Origin of the sequence: Rhodococcus sp. MSC1_016, from assembly GCF_023667485.2 — a bacterium.
Lineage (GTDB): Bacteria > Actinomycetota > Actinomycetes > Mycobacteriales > Mycobacteriaceae > Rhodococcus_F > Rhodococcus_F oxybenzonivorans.
The window spans coordinates 91,141-111,690 of record NZ_JAMOZI020000001.1 but is presented as its reverse complement, the minus strand read 5'-3'; the positions used below and the strand labels follow the sequence as shown (position 1 = coordinate 111,690).

Annotated in this window: 17 protein-coding genes and 1 pseudogene; 7 read left to right on the top strand and 11 right to left on the bottom strand. The window is 64.5% G+C overall.

All coding sequences use genetic code 11. From position 1 onward, the window contains the following. Positions 1-112: 112 nt before the first annotated feature. Together L1080_RS00495 and L1080_RS00490 are read right to left on the bottom strand one after the other, a co-directional pair. Positions 113-1,459, bottom strand: coding sequence for a diacylglycerol/lipid kinase family protein (locus tag L1080_RS00495; RefSeq protein WP_250772317.1), 1,347 nt, complete (start codon positions 1,457-1,459; stop codon positions 113-115). Further along, positions 1,459-2,889, bottom strand: coding sequence for a DUF2252 domain-containing protein (locus L1080_RS00490; protein WP_250772319.1), 1,431 nt, complete (start codon positions 2,887-2,889; stop codon positions 1,459-1,461). Before L1080_RS00490 ends, L1080_RS00495 begins: the two co-directional genes overlap by 1 nt. Before the next feature lie 199 nt (positions 2,890-3,088). Here L1080_RS00490 and L1080_RS00485 point away from each other — a divergent pair, with 199 nt between their 5' ends. The 5 genes from L1080_RS00485 to L1080_RS00465 all read left to right on the top strand — a co-directional run bounded on the left by L1080_RS00485 (position 3,089) and on the right by L1080_RS00465 (position 7,368). After that, positions 3,089-3,487 carry a DUF7144 family membrane protein gene (locus tag L1080_RS00485; protein WP_250772321.1) on the top strand — a complete coding sequence of 133 codons (399 nt, stop codon included), beginning with the start codon at positions 3,089-3,091 and terminating at the stop codon, positions 3,485-3,487. A gap of 6 nt (positions 3,488-3,493) precedes the next feature. Further along, positions 3,494-4,903, top strand: a complete 1,410-nt coding sequence (locus L1080_RS00480) for a hypothetical protein (protein ID WP_250772323.1) — start codon at positions 3,494-3,496, stop codon at positions 4,901-4,903. A gap of 161 nt (positions 4,904-5,064) precedes the next feature. After that, positions 5,065-5,463 carry a DUF7144 family membrane protein gene (locus L1080_RS00475; protein ID WP_250772325.1) on the top strand — a complete coding sequence of 133 codons (399 nt, stop codon included), beginning with the start codon at positions 5,065-5,067 and terminating at the stop codon, positions 5,461-5,463. Positions 5,464-5,488: 25 nt separating this feature from the next. Further along, positions 5,489-5,656 (top strand): hypothetical protein, encoded by a 168-nt coding sequence (locus L1080_RS00470; RefSeq protein ID WP_250772327.1) that lies wholly within the window; start codon positions 5,489-5,491, stop codon positions 5,654-5,656. Further along, positions 5,653-7,368 carry a SulP family inorganic anion transporter gene (locus L1080_RS00465; RefSeq protein ID WP_250772330.1) on the top strand — a complete coding sequence of 572 codons (1,716 nt, stop codon included), beginning with the start codon at positions 5,653-5,655 and terminating at the stop codon, positions 7,366-7,368. The genes L1080_RS00470 and L1080_RS00465 overlap by 4 nt, the downstream gene beginning before the upstream one ends. 36 nt (positions 7,369-7,404) lie before the next feature. On the opposite strand, the pseudogene L1080_RS00460 reads toward L1080_RS00465, so the two are convergent. The 3 genes and pseudogenes from L1080_RS00460 to L1080_RS00450 all read right to left on the bottom strand — a co-directional run. Beyond that, positions 7,405-9,186: pseudogene (locus L1080_RS00460) on the bottom strand (glycoside hydrolase family 15 protein); the annotation flags it as partial. 230 nt (positions 9,187-9,416) lie between these two features. Further along, the gene (locus L1080_RS00455; RefSeq protein WP_250772354.1) at positions 9,417-11,021 is read right to left on the bottom strand and encodes an MFS transporter; all 1,605 of its coding nucleotides are present in this window, start codon (positions 11,019-11,021) and stop codon (positions 9,417-9,419) included. Positions 11,022-11,050: 29 nt separating this feature from the next. After that, positions 11,051-11,470, bottom strand: coding sequence for a DUF7144 family membrane protein (locus tag L1080_RS00450; protein ID WP_250772356.1), 420 nt, complete (start codon positions 11,468-11,470; stop codon positions 11,051-11,053). Between the two features lie 237 nt (positions 11,471-11,707). On the opposite strand from L1080_RS00450, the gene L1080_RS00445 reads away from it, so the two are divergent. Next, a complete protein-coding gene (locus L1080_RS00445) occupies positions 11,708-13,132 on the top strand; it encodes an MFS transporter (RefSeq protein WP_250772358.1) in 1,425 nt (474 codons plus the stop codon). A 93-nt stretch (positions 13,133-13,225) separates the two neighbouring features. Here L1080_RS00445 and L1080_RS00440 read toward each other — a convergent pair whose 3' ends face one another. The 4 genes from L1080_RS00440 to L1080_RS00425 all read right to left on the bottom strand — a co-directional run bounded on the left by L1080_RS00440 (position 13,226) and on the right by L1080_RS00425 (position 16,167). After that, a complete protein-coding gene (locus L1080_RS00440; RefSeq protein WP_250772360.1) occupies positions 13,226-13,795 on the bottom strand; it encodes a hypothetical protein in 570 nt (189 codons plus the stop codon). Continuing rightward, positions 13,795-14,553, bottom strand: coding sequence for a ParA family protein (locus L1080_RS00435; protein ID WP_109333157.1), 759 nt, complete (start codon positions 14,551-14,553; stop codon positions 13,795-13,797). Before L1080_RS00435 ends, L1080_RS00440 begins: the two co-directional genes overlap by 1 nt. A 168-nt stretch (positions 14,554-14,721) precedes the next feature. Continuing rightward, a complete protein-coding gene (locus L1080_RS00430) occupies positions 14,722-14,973 on the bottom strand; it encodes a hypothetical protein (protein ID WP_250772362.1) in 252 nt (83 codons plus the stop codon). Positions 14,974-15,111: 138 nt separating this feature from the next. Then, a complete protein-coding gene (locus tag L1080_RS00425) occupies positions 15,112-16,167 on the bottom strand; it encodes a C45 family autoproteolytic acyltransferase/hydolase (protein ID WP_250772364.1) in 1,056 nt (351 codons plus the stop codon). A 136-nt stretch (positions 16,168-16,303) separates the two neighbouring features. Between L1080_RS00425 and L1080_RS00420 the strand changes: the two genes are divergently transcribed. Beyond that, positions 16,304-17,770, top strand: coding sequence for an aminotransferase class I/II-fold pyridoxal phosphate-dependent enzyme (locus L1080_RS00420; protein WP_250772366.1), 1,467 nt, complete (start codon positions 16,304-16,306; stop codon positions 17,768-17,770). A gap of 126 nt (positions 17,771-17,896) precedes the next feature. Here the strand turns inward: L1080_RS00420 and L1080_RS00415 are convergent, their stop codons facing one another. Together L1080_RS00415 and L1080_RS00410 are read right to left on the bottom strand one after the other, a co-directional pair. After that, positions 17,897-18,811, bottom strand: a complete 915-nt coding sequence (locus L1080_RS00415) for an NAD-dependent epimerase/dehydratase family protein (RefSeq protein WP_250772369.1) — start codon at positions 18,809-18,811, stop codon at positions 17,897-17,899. 230 nt (positions 18,812-19,041) lie between these two features. Continuing rightward, the gene (locus L1080_RS00410; protein ID WP_250772371.1) at positions 19,042-20,385 is read right to left on the bottom strand and encodes an MFS transporter; all 1,344 of its coding nucleotides are present in this window, start codon (positions 20,383-20,385) and stop codon (positions 19,042-19,044) included. Positions 20,386-20,550 lie beyond the last annotated feature (165 nt).

The following is a 20,550-nucleotide window of genomic DNA, read 5'->3' as shown; positions in this document are numbered from 1 at the left end:
CGGATACTGTGAATCCTTTCCCAGTGTGCGCCGCACACCGGGGACGCGATCCCCGAATTCGCGCATTTCAAAGCCAGTCGCTCGATCGACCCCAGCTAGTGTTCGATAGATCTCAGCTGGCTTGCCGATGCCATGCCAGTTCGCGAAGCCGTACCCAGTCGACGGTGGGTGCGGCTGGGCGCACTCCCGGGCGGTCGCGGGGCACCCGAACCCGAAGCGCGCCGGCCTCGATCGTGCAACGCACAGGGGTGGGCAGGAGCAGTGATTCGCCGTCGACGCCGACCGGAGTCTGGGGTGTGTCGGAATCGACGATCACCTCGGTGGTCGTGTGTTGCGTCAATCCACGCACGTTGGCGCGGCGTAGCAGGCCGATGGCCTGGCGGGCGCTCGCGACCGAGACGGTCACGGCGCCGAGGACGCCGCGGTCGAGTCGGTCTCGCCGGTTGAGGCCGGCGAGATCACTGGTGCCGTACGGATTGTTGCTCACCAGCACTGCTTGCGGGTTCCGCACCGTAATGTCCCCGATCTGGGTCACAAGCGGGGCGCCCGCTCGTCCGGCGAGCAGGTCCGGAAGCATCTGCAGCACGGTGCCGGCCTTGTCGTCGCGGTACGCCGGGCTGCGGACCACCTCGGCGTACACCCCGAAGGAGGCATTGTTGACGAACGGGCGGCCGTTTATACGGCCGAGGTCGACGGTGACCTCGACTCCGTCGCGCAGGGCGTCGAGGCACCGACTCGGGTCGGTGCGGTCGAGCCCGAGGTCCATCGCGAAGTGGTTGCGTGTCCCGGCGCTGATAACCAGGAACGGCAGATCGTTCTCTGCCGCGACCGCCGCGACGAGGGCCTGCGTCCCGTCTCCGCCGGCCACGCCGAGTAGGTCGGCTCCGCGCTCGACGGCCTGGCGGGCCTCGTCGGTGACGTCGAAGGCACCTGGGCCTTCGAGCAGGACCACCTCGGCGCCCAGTTCCTCGGCCTTGCGTTGCAGGTCGAATTTCGCGACCTTGCCTCCACCGGAGTGCGGGTTCATGATCAGCACCGGATGCCGCACCGGCGGGGCAGTCACCTCTCGGACGGCGGTGTCCGACGGCCTTCCGCGCAGGGCAGCGCGGGCGTAGAGCACCGAGAGAAACGCCAGTACAACGGAGGCGACGACGACGGCCAGCAGATCGGCGCGGATGAAGAGGATCAACACCACGATCGGCGTCAGCACGGCGATGGGCAGTGACACCCAGCGCACGACAGCGCGACTGGCGAGAAACCAGTACAGGGCGGCGACGGTGACGACGACTCCACCGACTCCGACGAGGAGGAGGCCGACTGTGCTGAGAAGACCGGCGAACACCAGCGGCACCACAGCGGCGAGGATCGCGAGCGCGAACGCCGCCCGCGCCCACCACCGTCGGGAACCGGTCGTGGTGTGGGCGGCGACGGGTACCGCCGAGCTGTCGTCGATCGCCATCAGGTCCCCGATTGTGCGGAAATACGACCGTCGTCGATCGCTTTCCGCAGCGCGGCATGGTCGTGTTCATTCTGGTCGGCGTAGGTCTCGGCGAAGGCCGCCAGCGCCTTGTCGAAGTCCTCGCCCGAACCGAGGTACCCGGCGATGGCGAACCGGTCGCCGGCGCGTGCGTGCGCATACGCGAGCACCCTGGCACACAATCTGCCGTACATCGACATGAGGTCGGGTTTCATGGTTTCCACGACCGCTGACCCCTTGCCGTCACGCAATTGGCGTACATAGAAGTCCCGCGTCACACCCGCGGCATCGGGTCCCTGCTGCCAGCCAAGGAAGATGTCACTCGCCGCTTGCATCAGCTGCTGCCCGGTGACGACGCGCTCGCCGTGATTCGCGAATGACGGCCCGGGGACGTACTTCTCGAGAACCGACGGCTGCGCCTCCTTGGCCTGCAGGAATAGCGGGTCACCGCCCGGGCCGCGCAGCAGGATGATCCAGGCGCGGGTGCCGACACTGCCCACCCCAACCACCTTCCGTGCCGTTTGGACGTACTCGTATCGATCGAGCAGTACCCGGCGGGCAGCCGGCAGGGTGTCACGGTAATCGCGCAGTCGTCGGTTCAGCTCCCGTTCGATGTCTTCGGCTTGGGACCCGGTGAAGATTTCTTCGATCGGCACGATCAGCGGCGGTGTGCTCACGATTCGCGGCTGCCCGTCTACCACGGTCGTCAGCCTCGACAGTGCCTGCACGCTGTCGCGGCCGCGGGACTTGTCGATCGCCTTACGGACGCGTTTGCGAGTCGAGGAATCCAGGACGTCGCGGAGCTCATCCACCTGGGCGGCCACGTCGATGTGGGAGTACCAGACTTCCAATTCACCGCGCTCTGCCTGGGACGACATGGTCTCGCGGTATTCCGCGGCGCAGGCGAGGACGATTCGTTTGCGTTGTCTACGGCTGAATGCGTTGCTGCGTCCGGCGACGGCGAGACTGGCGACCAGTCTCTTGACGTCCCATTCGAACGGGCCGGGATAGGTTTCATCGAAGTCGTTGACATCGAACGCGAGTGCGCGCTCGGGTGTGGCGAATAGTCCGAAATTGCTCAGGTGCGCGTCCCCGCACAACTGGGTATGCAGGCCGGTGGACTGGGCTCGCGAGAGGTCGTCGGCCATCACCAGTGCGGCCCCGCGGTAGAACGCGAACGGTGACTGGACCATTCGCCCATAACGGATGGGTACCAGATCCGGAACCCGGTCCGCTGCCTGAGATTCGAGCAGTCCGAGCGGATCCCGGTCGGGAGCCGGAACATGTTCGGCCATTACACCGAACGGAATTCGGCGCCGAACCATTTCGCCGTGTTCGAGGCGATCCGCCCGCGTCGGCTGATCGACGACGCCGACGTGTCCCGCATCGGGAAAAGTGTCTCGCTGTGCCATGGCATGCCTCCGCCTTCATGATCTCGCGCATTCTGTCCTGACGTCAGCATTTCGGGTGCAATCGGTCTCGAGCCGGATGATTCCGGCCGCGCGTGCCCGATCGGAGTGGGTCCGCGAAAAAGCAGCCACCGTCTTGGAGATCGGAGGACACTGAAGGTCACGAAGACCACTTCACACGTCGCCCGGGAAGGGAACGATGATGTCCGAGGACTCGTTGGTCAAGCAGGGTGTGGCTAAGGGAACATCGATGGGCGGGGCGGTCCTGCTCGTCACGGTCGGGGTGCTCGAGGTCCTGCAGGGAATCTCCGCGATCGCCAAGGACGATGTCATCGTCGTCGGCATCGAATACACCTATCAGTTCGACGTCACTACCTGGGGATGGTTCCACCTCGTATTCGGCGTGATCGTGGCGGCCGTCGGCGCGGTTCTCTTCACCGGGGCGACATGGGCGCGAGTCGGTGCCATGATGCTGTGTGCCCTCTCGATCTTCGTGAACTTCCTGTGGCTGCCCTACTACCCACTGTGGGCAATCACGATCATCGCCCTGAACGCCGTCGTGATCTGGGCCGTCGCAACCTGGAACCCCGACGAGATCTGAGCGGCGATGACCGACGGCACCGGTACTCCCGCCAGCAACTCACTCGACACCGATGAACGCGCCGAACTCCTCCGCCTACGCGAGGAAGTCGCGGCGCTGCGCGGACACACCACCGGCACTGCCACCGACGTTCCCACTCGAGCGGTTCCGCGGCCACCCCGGCACGGGCTGCGCTGGACGGGCGTGGCGATTTTGCTGGTGTTGGTGGCCGTTCTCGCAATCGCGTCGGTCACCGCACGTTTCACTCGCAGCCAGATCCTCGACACCGACCGCTACGTCAGCACCGTGGCACCTCTGGGCGACGATCCGGCTGTCCAGGCCGAGATCAGCAACCAGATCACCGACGAAATTTTCACCCGAGTCGACGTCGAGGGACTGACCGAAGATGCCCTGACCGCACTGACCGACGTCTCGATTCTCGCCACGAATGCCCCCCGCCTCGACAAGGCCGTCGTCGGCCTCGCACCCGTGCTCACCAGTCAGGCAAAGAACTTCGTCCACGACACCGTCAGTTCACTCGTGCAGTCCCAGCAATTCGAAGACCTCTGGATCCAGGCGAACCGGTCCGCCCACAACACACTCGTCGCGGTGATGACGGGGAATTACGGCCTCAGCTCCGTCGAAGTCGACCAGAGCGGCACCGTCAGTATCTCCCTCGGCACCGTCATCGACAGGGTGAAGGCGGCACTGATCGAGAGAGGCTTTGCGTTCGCGGACAAGATTCCGTCCGTCGACAAGCAGTTCGTTCTGTTCCAGTCACCGGAGCTGGTGAAGGCGCAACGGGCCGTCGCCGCGCTCGACAAGGCGTCGGCAATCCTGCCGTGGCTGGGAATCGCATGTGCCGCCGCCGCGGTCGCCGTCGCCCCCACCGGCCGCCGGCTCCGCGCCCTCGCCCTCGTCGGGCTGTCGATCGCAGTGGGGATGCTCATCCTCGCAATCGCGATTCTCATCGGCCGCGCGATTTACCTCGACAGCGTCCCACCCGACATTCTGTCGCCCGACGCGGCCACAGCCGTCATCGACACCGTCCTGGTACCTCTGCGCACGAGTCTGCGAGCCGTCGCAGTCCTCGGTCTGGTGATCGCCATCGGCGCCTACCTCACCGGCGGCTCGTCGTCCGCCGGCACCGTGCGCCGCGGCTACGGGCAGGCACTTGACTTCGCCCGCCGATCCGGCAAAGGCCGGCCACCGAACGAGATCGAACGATGGGCACATCAGCTTCGGGTTCCCCTACGGTGCGCGATTATCGGTATGGCCGCCCTACTACTGACGTTCTGGCGTTACCCCACCGGACTGGTCGTGTTGTGGATTGTTCTCGGCGCCCTGCTGGCGCTCGCGGCACTCGAACTGCTCATCCGGCCCGCCCGCACAGCCACTCCACAAAACACCGAATCTACGTCGGTGGCATCGCCTTGATTACTGACTGTCCGCGGACGAGACCGCCGAACCCCGAATAGTCCGTCGCTCGAGTATTTTCGACCCGTCTGCCCAGATTGAAGGTTTACGACCACAGCGGGTCGGAACGGCGGACAATTATCGTACCGGGCCGCCTGGTTCGGTGAAGGAAGGGGACGGTCATGTCCGAGACAAGGTCGGTCAAGCAGGGCATCGCGGCAGGCACTTCGGTGGGGGCTGCGATCATCATGGTGACCGTAGGCATCATCCAATTTTGTCAGGGAATTGCCGCGGTCGCCGAGAACGAAGTGTTCGTGGCGGGGGTGGACTATGTCTACAAGTTCGACCTGACCACGTGGGGCTGGATTCACATCGTGCTCGGTGCGCTCGTTGCAGCGGTAGGTCTCGCGTTGGTCACCGGTGCGGGATGGGCGCGGGTGACGGCGATCGTGATTGCAGCGATCTCGATTCTCGCCAATTTCCTTTGGCTGCCCTATTACCCCTGGTGGTCGGTACTCATCATCGCCCTCGACATCGTCGTGATTTGGGCGGTCTCGACCTGGAAGCCGGACCGGGTCTGACCATTCGGCGGGCCGGGGAGTCACCGTGGGTTATAACTCGAAACACGAGGGGTACGGGGTCGACCTGCCCCGGCCGGACGCCGGCGAGACCCTTTCACCGATGAAGGACACGAAGTATCGCCGGCTTCTCTGTCCGCTGCACGGCGAGTCGCAGCCGTCGTTCCGCAACTCGCACGCCGATTTCGCGTCATGACCCGGGCAGGAAGCCTCTCGCAGCTACCGGGGATCGCGACGGCCCTGGCCTATCGTCGCGAGTGGCTGCGCCCCGACATCACCGCCGGACTCGTCCTCACCGCCCTGCTGATCCCCGCCGGGATGGGGTACGCGGAGGCCGCCGGGTTACCCGCCTACGCCGGCCTCTACGCCACCATCATTCCGCTCCTCGCCTATGCGGTGGTGGGACCATCGAAAATCCTCGTCCTCGGTCCGGACTCGTCCCTGGCACCGCTCATCGCCGCGGCGGTGTTGCCCCTCGCTGTGGCCGATGATCCGGAAAGCGCGCTCGCGCTCGCCGGAATCCTCGGCGTCCTCGTCGGGGTGATCCTCCTCGTCGGCGGATTCCTGCATCTCGGCTTCGTCACCGAATTACTATCCAAGCCCATCAGGCTCGGCTACCTGAACGCGATCGCACTCATCGTCGTGGTCGGCCAACTTCCCAAGCTCCTCGGGTTCTCTGTCGACGCGTCCGGTCTCATCAGAGAGATCGGGGAGATCGGACAGTCCGTGATCCGGGGAGAGATCGACCCCGTCGCCGCCGCGATGGGCATCAGTTCCCTCGCCGTCATCATCGGGTTCCGCATCTGGCTGCCCCGCATCCCGGGTGTTCTCGTGGCCGTGATCGGGGCGATCATCCTGTCCGCCGCGCTCGGACTCACCGACGACATCGGAATGGTCGGCGCCCTGCCCGCGGGCCTGCCACTGCCCTCGTTCGGCGGTGTCGACTGGGGAGACGTGGGACAGCTCGTCGGCCCGGCGGCCGGTATCGCTTTGATCGCGTTCGCCGATACCGGGGTGCTCTCCCGCACGTTCGCCGCGCGGCGCGGTGACGACGTCAACGGCAGCACGGAAATGAAGGCGGTCGGCGTGGCCAACATTGCCGGCGGACTGTTCGGCGGATTCCCTATCTCCGCCAGCGGATCACGGACCCCGGTGGCGGAACAGAGCGGTGCCCGCACCCAATTGGCGTGCGTCGTCGGCGCGCTCGCCGTGCTGGTCTTCGTTCTCGTCGCCCCCGGGGTCACCACCTACCTCCCCGACGCGACTCTCGGGGCCGTGGTGATCGTCGCCGCCACTGCACTGGTAGACGTGAAGGGTATGGTCCGGATGTGGCGTATGAGCTCTGTCGAGTTCGGACTCGCCGTCGCCGCATTCCTCGGGGTCGCCCTGGTGGGAGTCCTGCAGGGAATCCTCGTCGCGATCGGACTGTCCTTCGTCGCGGTCGTCGCGCAGGCCTGGCAGCCGTACCGCACCGAACTCGTCCGAACCTCGGACCGTCCTGGCTTCCACGACATCGAACGCCACCCAGATGGGCAGCGCATCCCCGGACTCGTGCTCGTGCGGTTCGACGCCCCCCTCTTCTTCGCGAACGGCGAGATCTTCGACGAATACGTGCGCTCGGTCGTGGCGACAGCACCTACCCCGGTCGAATGGGTGATCGTCGCCGCCGAACCCATCACCGGACTCGACACCACCGCCGTCGACGAACTCGTCGACCTCGACACCTATCTGGAAAGCAAAGGGATCCGGCTGGCTTTCGCGGAAATGAAAGGTCCGATCAAGGACCAACTGATCCGGTTCGGCGTCGGTGACCGGTTCGATTCGACTCATTTCTATCCCACTGTCGAGTCCGCCGTGACAGCATTCCACAACAGAGCCGACCACCCCGGTGAACTGGCCGACGAGTGAACCGGCCACACCGGTCAAGCTCGACAAGATCTCCCGTCACGCGTCGGCTTCAGCGCCGGCGATGGCATACGCCGCGCCGATGAGGGTCAGATGGCTGAACGCCTGCGGGAAGTTGCCGACCTGTCTTTGCAGGCGGACGTCGTACTCCTCGGCCAGCAGACCCAAGTCGTTGGACAGTGCGGTGAGCCGCTCGAACAATGCTCGCGCCTGGTCGGTGCGCTTGTTGAGGGCCAGCGCGGTGACCAACCAGAACGAGCAGGCGAGGAACTGTCCTTCGTCACCGGGTAGTCCATCGTCGGTCTGTGCAGTCGAATATCGCGAGACGAACCCGTCGCGGCCGAGTTCCTGGGTGATCGCGTCGATCGTTCCGCTCACACGGGAGTCGGTACCGGGCAGAAACCCGACGAGGGGAATGGTAAGCACGCTGGCGTCGAGTTCCTCGGACCCGTAGTACTGGGTGAAGGTGTTGCGCTTGGCGTCGAAACCGTGTTCGCACACCTCGCGATGGATCTCGTCGCGCACCTGCGCCCAACGTTCGACGGGAGCATCGAGTGTGAACTCCTCGGCGAGGCGCACGGCCCGGTCGAACACCACCCAGGCCATGACCTTGGAATGGGTGAAGTGTCGGCGTGGCCCGCGGGTCTCCCAGATGCCGTCGTCGGGTTCGCGCCAAATCGTTTCGATGTACTCGACCACGGTGCGCCAGCGCGGCCACCACTGCGGGTCGATTGTTCCGAGAATCTGCGTACCCGCATACAGCATGGCGACGACCTCGCCGTAGACGTCGAGCTGAAACTGTTCGGATGCGGCGTTTCCGACCCGGACCGGTGTGGAGCCTTCGTAGCCGGGGAAGCCGTCGAGGTCGAATTCGGTCAGGCGCCGCTCCCCGCTGATTCCATACATGATCTGGATCTTTTTCGGGTCGCCGGTGCCGACGCGGGAGAGGAAACCACGGAAGGCGAGCGCCTCGTCGGTGTATCCGGCAGCAAGCAGCGCCTCGAGGGCGAGCGCGGAGTCGCGCAGCCAGCAATAGCGGTAGTCCCAGTTCCGCACACCCCCGATGTCCTCGGGCAGGGAGGTCGTGGGCGCGGCGACCATTCCGCCGGTATTTTCCGACGTCATCGCCTTCAGTGCGATCAGTGAGGCGAGTACCTCGTCGCGGTAGGGGCCCGAGTAGGTGCAACGCCCACTCCACTCCCGCCACCACGCTTCGGTGCGCGCCAGCGCCGAGTCGGCGTCCTCGATCATCGGTGCCGGTTCGAACGAGGAGTGCCAGCACAGGGTGAAACGTGCCCGGCCTCCCTCGGTGACCACGAACTCGGCCCCGACGGTGCCCTCGCCGATGTGCAGCGGCACCGGCGTGCTGAGGTGGAAGGTGTCCGGTCCAGCGGTAGCGCGCATTCCGTCCGGAGCCGGTTCCACCCACGGGGAGATGGATCCGTAGTCGGGACGAAGCACCAGTTCCATCCGCATCGGCACCCTGCCACGCACACCCTGCACGATCCGCATCACCCGCGGTGGGCCGTCGCCGCGGCGCGGCATGAAGTCGATGATGCGCACCATGCCATCGGCAGTCTCGAAGTCCGATTCGAGCACCAGCGTGCCGGCACGGTAACGGCGGGCACTGACTCGTGTCTCACCGCTCGGTGCAAGGCTCCACAGGCCGTGCCGCTCGTCGCCGACCAGAGCGGCGAAACACGACGCGGAGTCGAAGCGGGGCAGGCAGAGCCAGTCGATGGTGCCGTTGTCGCCGACCAGCGCCGCGGTCTGCAAATCTCCGATGAGCCCGTAATTCTCGATACGCATGACCGATCCCCTATTCCACCGTCGTCCTCATTCGTCACCGAAAAGATTTGTTGCAGAACACATCACAGCGTGAGAAGAGCGATCATCTGATCTCCCCTCTTGGATGCACGCACAAGAGCGGACGACTGTGCGCCAGGCTTTCAGAATATCGCGGGTCGTAGGGCAACCAGGGGAAGTTGACGAGATCGGCGCCCGGCGACGAGCACATTGACAACGATGTACGTCCCATCCCGAGGGCACCGTCAATCATCCTCTGGGCGTTCGTCGGAGCTCTGCGGTGCGGGGTCTGGGATACGCCTCATGCGGAACGAGTTGAACACCCCGATCAGGCCCGCGAGGATGGGGATGAGTAGGGCGAATTGCAGGGCAAGCGGTCGCGCATCGGTGTTGATGCGGATGATCTCCTCCTGGATTTCGGGGGGTTGGCCGACGAGCAACTGTTCCAGCCGGGTGTTGCTCATGACCTCGGCGTCGTCCTCGAGCACCTGCGCCACCTGTTGCTGTTCTGCCGGCGGGAGCACGGCGCTCGACTGCGCCATCGCAGTGAACGTGAGGGACAGCGTTGCCAGCATGATGGCGCCCGCGAACGCCAGTCCGAACGAGAGCCCGAACGATCCCGCCGCGGAATTGACGCTGGCGGCTTCGCTGATTCGCTCCTCCTCGATCGGGGCGAGTGTGTAATTGTTGAGTTGAGACACCAGTAATCCCAACCCGGACCCGGCGATCATCAAGGGAATTACCAGGCCCCAACCGAACTCGGCACGCGGCACCAGTGGAATCAGTGCTGCGATCCCCACCGTCAGAAGCACGAATCCCCACCGGATGATGCTGCTCGGGCGCCGATCGCCCGCCTTCTTGCCGGCGAGCAACGCCACTGCGAACATGCTGAGGGAGAGGGGTGCGAGGGACAATCCCGCCTGCATCGCGTTGTACTCGAGCACCATCTGTAGGTAGATCGGCAGCGCGATCATCGTGCCACCGAGGGCGATCTGCTGGAGCATCTGCCCGGTGATACCCAGGCGGAATATTTTGGAGCGGAAGAGATCAGGGTCCAGCAGCGTCGGCTTACCAGCACGTTTACGCCGGACGAGCCAGTACGCCAACCCGGCCATCGCAATTGCACCGAGCGCCAGGAGTGCACCCACGGCTTCGCCGCCCTCCTGCCACACCAGGATGCCCAGCACGACGCCGCCCATGCCCAGAACGGAGAGCGCCGCTCCCACCAGGTCGATGACCCGAGGTCCGGTGTACCGAACGTCCCGGACGAGCCGGACGCCGGAAAGCACAACGGCGATGATGACGACTTCGAGCAGGAAACCGACGCGCCACGACAGATAGGTGGTGATGAAACCGCCGAGGAGCGGTCCGACGGCCGCGGCAATCGCAGCGGCCGCCCCGACGAGGGCGTACACCTTCTTCTGGGCGGCCCCTTCGAAGTTGCCGTGGATCAGGGACTGCATGGCGGGCAACAGCAGCGATGCGCCGATTCCACCGAGTATTGCCCAAAAGACGATGATCGCGGTGAGACTCTGCGCGAGTGCCATTGCCGACGCACCCACTGCGTAGCCGAGCAGACCAAGCACGTAAGCGCGTTTGCGTCCGATGAGATCGCCGACTTTGCCGCCGATCAGGATGAACGCCGCAGATACCAGCGCCTCGAGCGCGATCGCCGCCTGAACGCCGCTGACGGTGGCGTCGAGGTCGCGAACCACCGAGGAGATCGACACGTTCATCAGCGACGTGTCCACCACGAGCACGAACATCGCCATCGCCAGCAGTAGTCCGAGCAGGCGCTGTGAGCCCGCTGCCTTCTCCGAGGGATTGCTGGTCTTCGGTCCTCCGTTCATCGATCACACCGTTCTCTCGTCGAAGAACGTCATCTGGCGATCTGGCCGTTCTGCACGGTGCCTCCGCGCCCGGCCGACACGGCCCAGATCACCACGGCGTTGAGGGCGATGATGGTGATCGCCCACATGGGGTAGTAGGGCAGCCAAAGGAAGTTGACGAGGATCGACACGGCGCAGATCACGATGGCACCCACTCGCGCCCAACTGGCACCGGTGAACAGGGCGATCCCGACTGCGGTGACGATCGCCCCCAACACCAGGTGCGTCCAGCCCCACGAGGTGAGGTCGAATTGATAGGTGTAGTCGATTCCGGTGACGATCACCTCGTCCTTGGCGATCGCGGACAGGCCCTGGAGTACTTCGAGGACACCGACGGTGACGAGGAGGACCGCCCCGCCCATCGCGGTTCCTTGCGCCGCACCTTGCTTTACCAGAGATTTCTCGGACATAACCGTCCCCTTCCCGGGCAACGCGTGAAGTGTTCCGGCGAAATCATTGTCCTCCGAACTGGCCGGTTGGCGTGGCACTTCACAATAGGAATGCACCACCGCCAACCACCGGCCATGGCAGGTTCCGTGCGGGTAGGGTTATCGAGCAGCAGATCCCCACGCGCGGGACGAACTGGTATCGGATTCGTGGAGTGCGTCGGGTTGTTCGACACCGCTGCAACCCGAAGCAGGTGTGAGATGGCGCCACGAGACCAGGCAGGTCACGGCTCCGCCACCCTGCGCCGAGTGCTGATCCCGCTGGCGCTGGCACAGTTCATCTGCAGCTTCGCCGGCTCCAACATGAACGTGATGATCAACGACATCAGCGAAGACCTCGACACCAGCGTGCAAGGTGTGCAGGTCGCGATCACCATCTTCCTGCTGGTAATGGCGGCACTGATGATTCCCGGCGGAAAGCTGACCGACAAATACGGGCGCAAGCGTTGTTTCACCGTCGGCTTGCTCATCTACGGTGTCGGTGCCCTCATGAGCGCCGCAGCCCCGGGGCTGGGTGTGCTCATTCTCGGCAACTCCATTCTCGAAGGAGTGGGCACGGCGCTCCTGATTCCGCCGGTATACATCCTCACCACGCTGCTCTTCACCGAAGTCACCTCTCGAGCCCGAGCATTCGGGGCAATCAGTGCGATGGGTGGCATCGGTGCGGCTGCCGGGCCGCTGATCGGCGGGCTCATCACGTCGGCGATCAGCTGGCGGGCGGCGTTCGTGTTCCAGGCCCTGGTCATCGCGGTGATCATTTTGCTGGCCCGCAACATCACCGATCCGCTGCCGCCGGACCGCAGCCGTCCGTTCGATATCGGCGGGGCACTACTCTCCGCGGTCGGCCTCATCCTTGTTGTGACCGGAATCCTTGCCGCGGACAACAACATCTGGCTGACGATCATTCTGATACTTGCAGGTGCCCTCGTGCTGGTGTGGTTTTTCTGGTCGGTGCGCGCCAAGGAACGCGCCGGCACGGAACCGCTGCTGTCGAGCGCCTTGTTCCACAACCGCACTTCCAACCTGGGCCTGATCACCCAGAACACCCAGTGGCTGCTGCTCACCGGCGTCTCGTTCGTGGTCGCGGCTTACCTTCAGGTCGTGCGCGGCTACGACGCGATCGAGACGGGGGTGATCTTCACCGCGGAAACGGCGGGTCTGCTGGCCGCCTCCCTCGCTGCGGAACGGTTCGCGAAGCGCCGCGCGCAACGCACCCTGATCCTCGCCGGATTCCTCGTCGTGACCGGCGGCATCGCCGTCCTGTTGGCGCTGGTGAGCGGCACCCCGAGCGTCTGGGCGTTCGCGCCGGGACTGCTGCTGATCGGGCTGGGTCTCGGTGTCATGCTGACCCCGTCGGTCAACGTCGTGCAATCGAGTTTCGCCGAGCAGCTACAGGGCGAGATCTCCGGGCTCTCGCGCAGCATATCCAATCTAGGGTCCTCCCTCGGCGCCGCGATCGCCGGCACCATTCTCGTCGCCGGGATCACCTCCACTCCCGAGCGTTCGTACGCCCTCGCCATGATTGTCCTCGCGGCCGTCGGCTGCGTCGGGCTCGCCGCGTCCGTGCTACTCCCCCGCACGCTGTCGCCGCCGCTCCCGCCCGATGGCGACGCCCGGCGTGCTTAGGTTGCACCTTTCAGCGCGTTCAGGGCTCACATCGCTAGAAGCGAACCCCTGCAACGCATCCCGCCACTCTGCACACTGGCGTGGTAAATGTGGCTACCCCCGGACGAGTTCGGCGTTGCGCGGCGGGAAGGGTTCGCCGTTGTTGTATTTGCGTGCAAGAACGGCGAGGTAATGGGCGAGGGCTTCGTCGACGAGGTTGGACCAGCTGTTGGGGGCGCCGGCGATGTGGCCGATGGCGGCGACAGCATTCTTGCCGTCCTCGACCTTGGCGCGCTTGATGTAGACCGATTCCTGCTTCTTGTCTGCGGGGGCCCGTTTTGTAGTCTTCTTTTCCTCCCCAAGGGCCACCGGTTCGGCGGAGGCGGCTGCTTCCTGTGCGACGCCCACTCCCTGTTCGACGAGGTTCGGCAGTCGTCGCTTGCGGCGTTCGAAGGGATTGCTGGCGGGTCCTGCGACGTCCACTCCCTGCTCGACGAGGTTCGGCAGTCGTGGTTTGCGGCGTTCGAGGGGGTTGCTGGCGAGTCCGGGCTTCCGTGCGACGCTCGTCAGCACGTCCACGCGACGAGTTCTCGAGTACGTCCCCTCCGGGTGGGCGCCTGCCGGGGGCTGGTGGCGGCGTTCGAGGGGGTTGTTCGCGAGTCCGGGCTTACGTGTCGGGCTCATCACGAGGTCCTTTCGACGAGTTCTTGGGCGGCATCGCGGTAGGCCCGTGCTGCGGACGAGGACGGCGCCCACCTGACGACGGGTTCTTCGGCGCTGTAACTTTCGCTGACACGGACGGACTTCGGGATGATGGTGCGCATCGTCTGGTCGGGATAGGTCTCGCGGAGCGCGGCGAGGACCTGCTGGTCGATGACCTGTCCGAGTTCGACGCGGCCGCACAGAATGTGATTGAGCTTTGCAGTGGGGTTGAGCAGCTCGACCTGCTGGGTGATGTAGTTCTCGATCCGCATGAGCGCCTCGAGTTCCATGGCCCCCGTCATGACAGCGGCGAGCACTTCGGTGCAGGCGACGAGTGCGCTGATGGTCAGGTGGTCGAAGTCTCCGGGGCAGTCGATCAGGTTGAAGTCGACGTCGGGGGCACCGGCGAGGGCTTTGCGCAGGATGCCGTGTGCACCGGGCTTCTTGAGGAAGTAGGGCCCGACGGAATCGAGTTCCTTGGTGGCAGGAATGAGGTGGATCCCGGACGCGGTGATGGTGGTGGCGTCTTCGATGCTCGACACCAGCATGAGTACCGACAGCACATCGTTGTCGACGGCTTCGGGCGTGGCGCCGAGCCAGGTGGTTGCGTTGCACTGTGGGTCGAGGTCGACGACGCGGACGGTGTAGCCGGCTTCGACGAGGGCTTGGGCAAGGTTGACCGTGCTCGTGGTTTTGGTGGAGCCGCCTTTATGGTTGACCACTGCGATGGTGCGGGTCATGGGCCTGTCCCTTCGTGAAAATATTGTGACGTAAAAGTACTCATCCGTGACGGCGTACGTGTCGCGTTGAGTTTTTTCAGTCCTGAGACCATCTCTGGCGGAGGACGATTTTCTGTGACTATCGCTACGAGCAACCGGTCGCCACTCACTGCCCGGACCGGCGATCCGTCACGGTCCTGATCTTCGGGGTTCAACGGACTGGTTTGTGGCGGAACGCTTCTCGTGAATCGATGCCATGAGCTCGGTCAGGCCGGTGTCGGCCGCGATCAGCCCCGCGATGTAGTCGTTCGCAGTCATGCCGTGCGCCTTCGCGGCGCTGGCAGCTGCTTCTTTGAGCTCTGGTGGCACCAGCGCCTTGACGACAGCGCGGGTTCCCTTGCTGGGCCGCCCTCGGCGGCGGGAAGCAACAATCTCGGCCATGCCCGCAATTCTGGGACCAGAAAGTCGAACGACCTAACCGACACGCCGCACCCGACAGAATTGCTCACGGCCGGTCATTGCTTGCAGGCCCGCAGGCCTTGACGACCGGGAGGCGTTTCGCTCGGTGGTGTCTGCGGTCTATGCGGAATGGTCGGGCGAAGGTGGCGCGTGCCATCCGGGTTCGATCCAGGGTTGCTCGTCCGGTAGGCCGAGGCAGAAGCGTGCAGTGGGCGGAGTTGTGCCGAGTTCGAAGGAGACGGCCCCGAACGTCTGGGTCCGGCCTCCCTGCCGGGGTGTGACGCACAGGGGTGCGGTGCGGTCGGCGAGAAGCACCTCGGCGGTGATGCGATCACAGGCCCTGTTGGTGTTCGCCTCGAGGAAGTCGAGGCGAGCCACGGAATCGGTAAACCGTCCTTCTCTCTGCAGTTCTCGTTCGGCATCCGGATCGATGTCGTCGTTCGCCAGCGGGTGGTTGGTGTGCAACAAGAGCGGTGAGTCCGCGGGGCAACTGACCACCACCTCATCGGCCGAACACTCGACACCGTGGAATCCGTTCACATCCCCCACGGCGTAGTGTTGACCGCTCGCATGTGAGATGCGGTGCAGGAAGTCGACCGCTTGGTCGCGAGATGAATGAGCAAGTGCACCCCGAATCGCAGCGGCCACCGGCAGCCCGGCGGAGTTGTGGCGCAACATGCCGAGGGCGTTGACGCAGACGCCGACGCCGGCGTCGTTGACTCCGGTCAATCCGATCATTCCCGCCGAACTGAGCACGAGTGCCGCGGGCCCGACGTCCGGACGGATGCGCAGAACGATCTGGGATCCGTCCATGAAGTCGGGCAAGTCCATGTTCTGGGCGAGATACACGCCATTGGCGTCGGCCTTTCCGAGGACACTGCAGCCGAGTTCGATGTGTTCCCGGTGCACCCACCACTGTTCGTCCATGAAGTTGTACGCAAGGATTTCCGCGAACGGGACCGCTGCCGCCTCCGCGATGCCGCGCATCTCCTCGGCCAGGTCGGGAACGGCGGCCTCCACCGTCGCAAGCAGCCCCGTCGCCGCGAGGTGCTGGCGACTCCGAGCACTCGTACCCTCTCGCCACCGATCGAGAGCGGCCTGTACTGAGTCGCGGGCCTGCTCGCCGTGGGCGCGGCCGCGCGCCCGCCCGTTTCCGGCACATTCGATGACCGTCATCGGACCTCCTCTCGGTCATTCTCGGCTGCCGTGCGAATACAACCCGCAAGGCACGCCGGACAGTCGGCCGGTGGGTGGGCGGCAGCATCAGACGCGTCATTGTTCAGGACTTGACGGTGCGGGTACACGTCTCGGTATGGATCAGTCGCAGACACCGTTGTTGGATGCGTTGGAGGAATATCATCGGCTCGACCGATATGGGTTCTCCCCACCGGGGCATCGTCAGGGACGCGGCGCGGACGATCGGGTGACGAAGGTCCTCGGCGTCGGTCCGTTCCGTTCGGACGTGCTCGCTTCCGGCGGTCTGGATGACCGGAAGTCGAGTAACGGCTACCTGTCCAAGGCCGAGCAGCTGATGGCGGAGGCGGTTGGGGCCGAGCAGGCCTTTTTCTCGACGTGCGGCAGCTCGCTGTCGGTGAAGGCCGCGATGATGGCCGTCGCGGGCAATGATCCCGGCGGATTGCTGGTCTCACGCGATTCCCACAAATCGATCGTGGCGGGGTTGGTGTTCAGCGGTGTGACGCCCCGGTGGATCACCCCACGTTGGGATGAGGAGATGCACTTCTCTCATCCTCCATCGCCGGACCAGGTGCGGGCCATGTGGGAGAAGTATCCCGACGCGGCAGGTGCCCTGATCGTGAGTCCCAGCCCCTACGGCACCTGTGCGGACATCGGTGCCATCGCGCAGGTGTGCCACGAGCGGGGCAAGCCGCTCATTGTCGACGAGGCGTGGGGTGCCCATCTTCCTTTCCACGACGACCTGCCGACGTGGGCGATGGACGCCGGTGCCGACGTCTGCGTGGTCAGCGTCCACAAGATGGGCGCGGGCTTTGAGCAAGGCTCGGTGTATCACGTGCAGGGTGACCTGGTCGACGGCACTCATCTGTCCGCGTGCGCGGACCTGCTGATGACGACGAGCCCGAACGTGATGCTGTATTCGGCCATGGACGGGTGGCGGCGGCAGATGGTCGAGCACGGCGCGGACCTACTCGGCCGTGCTCTTGCGCTCGCCGGCCGCACCAGGGAACGAATCGCCGGAATCGACGGACTGACCGTACTCGAGGACCGGCTGCTCGGTGAGGAAGCGTCGCACGACCTCGACCGGTTGCAGATCCTCATCGACGTCAGCGAACTCGGTGTGTCCGGGTTCCAGTGCACCGACTGGGTGCGGGAGAACTGCCACCTCGACCTCGGGATGCACGATCATCGCCGGATCATGGCGACCATGTCGATGGCCGACGATGACGACACCGCCGACCGACTCGTCACCGCGCTCGACCAAGTCGCCCAGGCCGCTGCCTCTTTCGATCCCCCACCCTCGATTTCGTTGCCGAGCCCTGAGGAGCTGCAGCTCGAATCGGTGCTGTCGCCGCGGGATGCGTTCTTCGGTAAGGCCGAGATGGTCGACGCCGGTGAGGCGGCCGGCCGAATCGCAGCCGAGCAAATCACTCCGTACCCGCCGGGTATTCCCGCAGTGGTGCCGGGAGAGCTGCTCGATCAGGCCGTCGTCGACTACCTGCGCAGCGGTGTGGACGCGGGAATGAACATTCCGGACGCGACCGATGCCTCACTCCAGCAATTCCGGGTCGTTGTCGACAACTGATGAAGGACAACCGATTCCGCCGTCCATCCGGGTGACGACAAAAGGTGTCCCGCTACGCCGCTGGTCGACGTGCAGATCGGATGGCCATCGAGCGGGTGCGCGGGAGACCCTTGTGCTGTGGGCGGTTCATACGGAAGCCCGACGGGCGGTGTGCACTATCTGCGCGATCGCACGGCTGCAATCTGCTCGTGTGTAACCGAGCAGCGCGGTCTCGGTTGCGTCAGGCTCGTAGTGCATTAGGTTGCCCCGGCCCTGGACGATCATCGTGTCGGGCAGCAGGGGGTGCTCCTCGTCCCGTTCGTCGATGCTGCGTGTACCACCCGCGGCGTCGACGAGCATCTGGAAGTATTCGCGAAAGGTCAGATTCTCGTCGCCGACGAGGTACGCCTTGCCCGGTTCGGCGTGTTGAAGTGCACCCCAGATCGCCTGTGCAAGAGAATCAGCCGACATATAGTTCGATCCCCCGGGCGGCGCGAAGTCCGGGATATCGGGCAACTCACCGGCTGCCCACGCGATCATCCGCCCATACCGCCCCGCGGAGACTCCAGAGATAGCACCGAGGATCGATGGTGGATTGAGAGTGGAGACGTTGAACGACTCGTCGGCGAGGACCCGAGCACCCTCGTCGGCCGCACGCCGAGCCGCGATATAGGGGACGGTGTCGGCGAGGTCTGGACGCAGGTGGTGGTAGTAGCTGCCCACCTGGACGAAGCGCGGCACACCGGCGCGCTTGGCGAGCGCAGCGAAGCGGGGAATGCCGGAGATCTGCGTCTTCTCCCAGAATGCCGCTTGGTCAACGTCTCCGCTCATGTGGCGCACGTCTTGGCCGGCAGCGAAGACGATGGCATCGAAAGGGGAAAGCTGCTCGACGGTGAAGGTCTGCTCGGTGTAGTCACCGAGCAGGACCGGAAAGTCTCGGACCGGGGACTCGTCGCCGAGAGGGTTTCGCGCTGCCACGGTCACATCGTTGCCCTGCTCACGCAGATGTAGTGCGGTGTAGGCGCCGATCATTCCGGTGCCGCCGACGATAAGAACCTTCATTCGTGTTCGCCCTTCTTCGCGCCTGCCCCCAGCGCCGCTGGCCGAGGGAGCAGCGGGGTATGCGTGTGAGTGTTCCTGGACCTCGGCGTGGATGGCCGGATGCATCGCCCAACCTAGCCGTTGATCACGGTCTTTTCGATTCGTAATTCCCACTCAGTGGTCATCGGTGGGGCGTGTGGCTCGATCTCCCGGCCACCGCGTGCGGGGACTTCTGTCTGATGATCTCGAAACTACGGTACGAGATTCTGATTCAGGTCACGTCCATTGGTCTCGGGAGTGAGTGCGAGTGCTCCGATCGAGGCGAGAGCGGTGATTGCGGCAATCAAGCTCAACGGCACACTCGACCCGGTTGCCGCGACCAGGCCGCTGGCGATCAGGGGAGTGAATCCGGCACCGAGAAGGGCTGCGGTCTGGTACGCCATGGAAACTCCTGTGTAGCGCACACGGGTAGCAAACATTTCGGACAGCAGCGGCGTCAGCGGCGCGTACATTGCATTCTGCAGGAGTTGCGCAAACATCAAAGCGCCTACCATGACCAACATGGATTTCGTGTTGATCATCGCATACAGCGGAAACGCGAACAACACCGTTCCGATGGCCCCGGAGATCATGACTCGACGTCGACCAAGCCGGTCTGAGAGGGTCGAGAACAGTGGTATGAAGACGATCGATATGGCGACCACTGCGAGAAGCGCACCCATGACATCGGAGACCGCATAGCCAATTCCGGATGCGTAAGCCACAACATGCGTACTTGTCAGCGAGGTCAGGGCAAACGGAGCCAGGCCGGCGGCTACCGCCAAGACGAGTTGCTTCGGACGGCGGAGTACCTCCAGGGCGGGACTGCGCCGGTCCTTTCGTTTGGCTGACGCCTCCACGAAAATGGGACTCTCGACCACGTGGAGTCGGACGTAGAGTCCGATCACCATCAGGATAGCGCTCAACAGGAAGGGAATTCGCCATCCCCAGGTCAAGAGCGCGGATTCCGGGAGGAGAGTCACGACCGCGATCGCTGCCGTCGACAGAAGAAAGCCGAACGGTGTTCCGAGTTGCATGATCCCGGCCCACCGCCCGCGGCGGTCCGCATCCGCGTGTTCGACGACCATGAGCGCCGCACCTCCCCATTCTCCACCCACCGCGATGCCTTGAATAACGCGAAGGACGATGAGCAGGATCGGCGCGAGGATTCCTATCCCCTCATATGTGGGCAGCATTCCGATCAACACACTGGCGATACCCATAGTGGTCATGGTGATTACCAGCATCGACTTTCGGCCGAGCTTGTCACCGAAGTGCCCGAATATCACACCGCCGAGCGGTCGCGCGGCGTAACCGGCGGCAAGGGTTCCGAATGCGGCAACTGTACCGACAGCCGGATTCGAGGCCGGGAAGAACAGTTGCCCGAATACGAGGGCAGCCATGGTGCTGTAGAGAAGAAAGTCGTAGTACTCAATGGTTGTTCCCAGGAGGCTTGACAATGCGACCTTGCGGAGCAGGGATCCGTCGTGCGAGGAAAGACGGTCCTCGGTGGGTGTCGCCTGGCGTGCGGGCGGCACTTGGGGCGGATTCGTCATCAGGTGCTCCTTTGCAGATTTACACGGAAGCTGACTGGCGATGGGCATCCGAACCGATCGGATCGGAAGGGTCATTTCGCCAGTAGGGTTGAGACAAACGTCATTTCACCGGTTCACCATCATCGGTCAACGTAGTTCGCCTTGCACGGAGTCCGGCGGCGTGCT

Coding starts and splice junctions, on each gene's coding strand:
- L1080_RS00475 (WP_250772325.1), top strand. CDS start 5,065: ATGTCCGAGACAAGGTCGGTCAAGCAGGGCATCGCGGCAGGCACTTCG.
- L1080_RS00480 (WP_250772323.1), top strand. CDS start 3,494: ATGACCGACGGCACCGGTACTCCCGCCAGCAACTCACTCGACACCGAT.
- L1080_RS00485 (WP_250772321.1), top strand. CDS start 3,089: ATGTCCGAGGACTCGTTGGTCAAGCAGGGTGTGGCTAAGGGAACATCG.
- L1080_RS00445 (WP_250772358.1), top strand. CDS start 11,708: ATGGCGCCACGAGACCAGGCAGGTCACGGCTCCGCCACCCTGCGCCGA.
- L1080_RS00450 (WP_250772356.1), bottom strand. CDS start 11,470: ATGTCCGAGAAATCTCTGGTAAAGCAAGGTGCGGCGCAAGGAACCGCG.
- L1080_RS00410 (WP_250772371.1), bottom strand. CDS start 20,385: ATGACGAATCCGCCCCAAGTGCCGCCCGCACGCCAGGCGACACCCACC.
- L1080_RS00465 (WP_250772330.1), top strand. CDS start 5,653: ATGACCCGGGCAGGAAGCCTCTCGCAGCTACCGGGGATCGCGACGGCC.
- L1080_RS00420 (WP_250772366.1), top strand. CDS start 16,304: ATGGATCAGTCGCAGACACCGTTGTTGGATGCGTTGGAGGAATATCAT.
- L1080_RS00440 (WP_250772360.1), bottom strand. CDS start 13,795: ATGAGCCCGACACGTAAGCCCGGACTCGCGAACAACCCCCTCGAACGC.
- L1080_RS00495 (WP_250772317.1), bottom strand. CDS start 1,459: ATGGCGATCGACGACAGCTCGGCGGTACCCGTCGCCGCCCACACCACG.
- L1080_RS00415 (WP_250772369.1), bottom strand. CDS start 18,811: ATGAAGGTTCTTATCGTCGGCGGCACCGGAATGATCGGCGCCTACACC.
- L1080_RS00490 (WP_250772319.1), bottom strand. CDS start 2,889: ATGGCACAGCGAGACACTTTTCCCGATGCGGGACACGTCGGCGTCGTC.
- L1080_RS00435 (WP_109333157.1), bottom strand. CDS start 14,553: ATGACCCGCACCATCGCAGTGGTCAACCATAAAGGCGGCTCCACCAAA.
- L1080_RS00430 (WP_250772362.1), bottom strand. CDS start 14,973: ATGGCCGAGATTGTTGCTTCCCGCCGCCGAGGGCGGCCCAGCAAGGGA.
- L1080_RS00425 (WP_250772364.1), bottom strand. CDS start 16,167: ATGACGGTCATCGAATGTGCCGGAAACGGGCGGGCGCGCGGCCGCGCC.
- L1080_RS00455 (WP_250772354.1), bottom strand. CDS start 11,021: ATGAACGGAGGACCGAAGACCAGCAATCCCTCGGAGAAGGCAGCGGGC.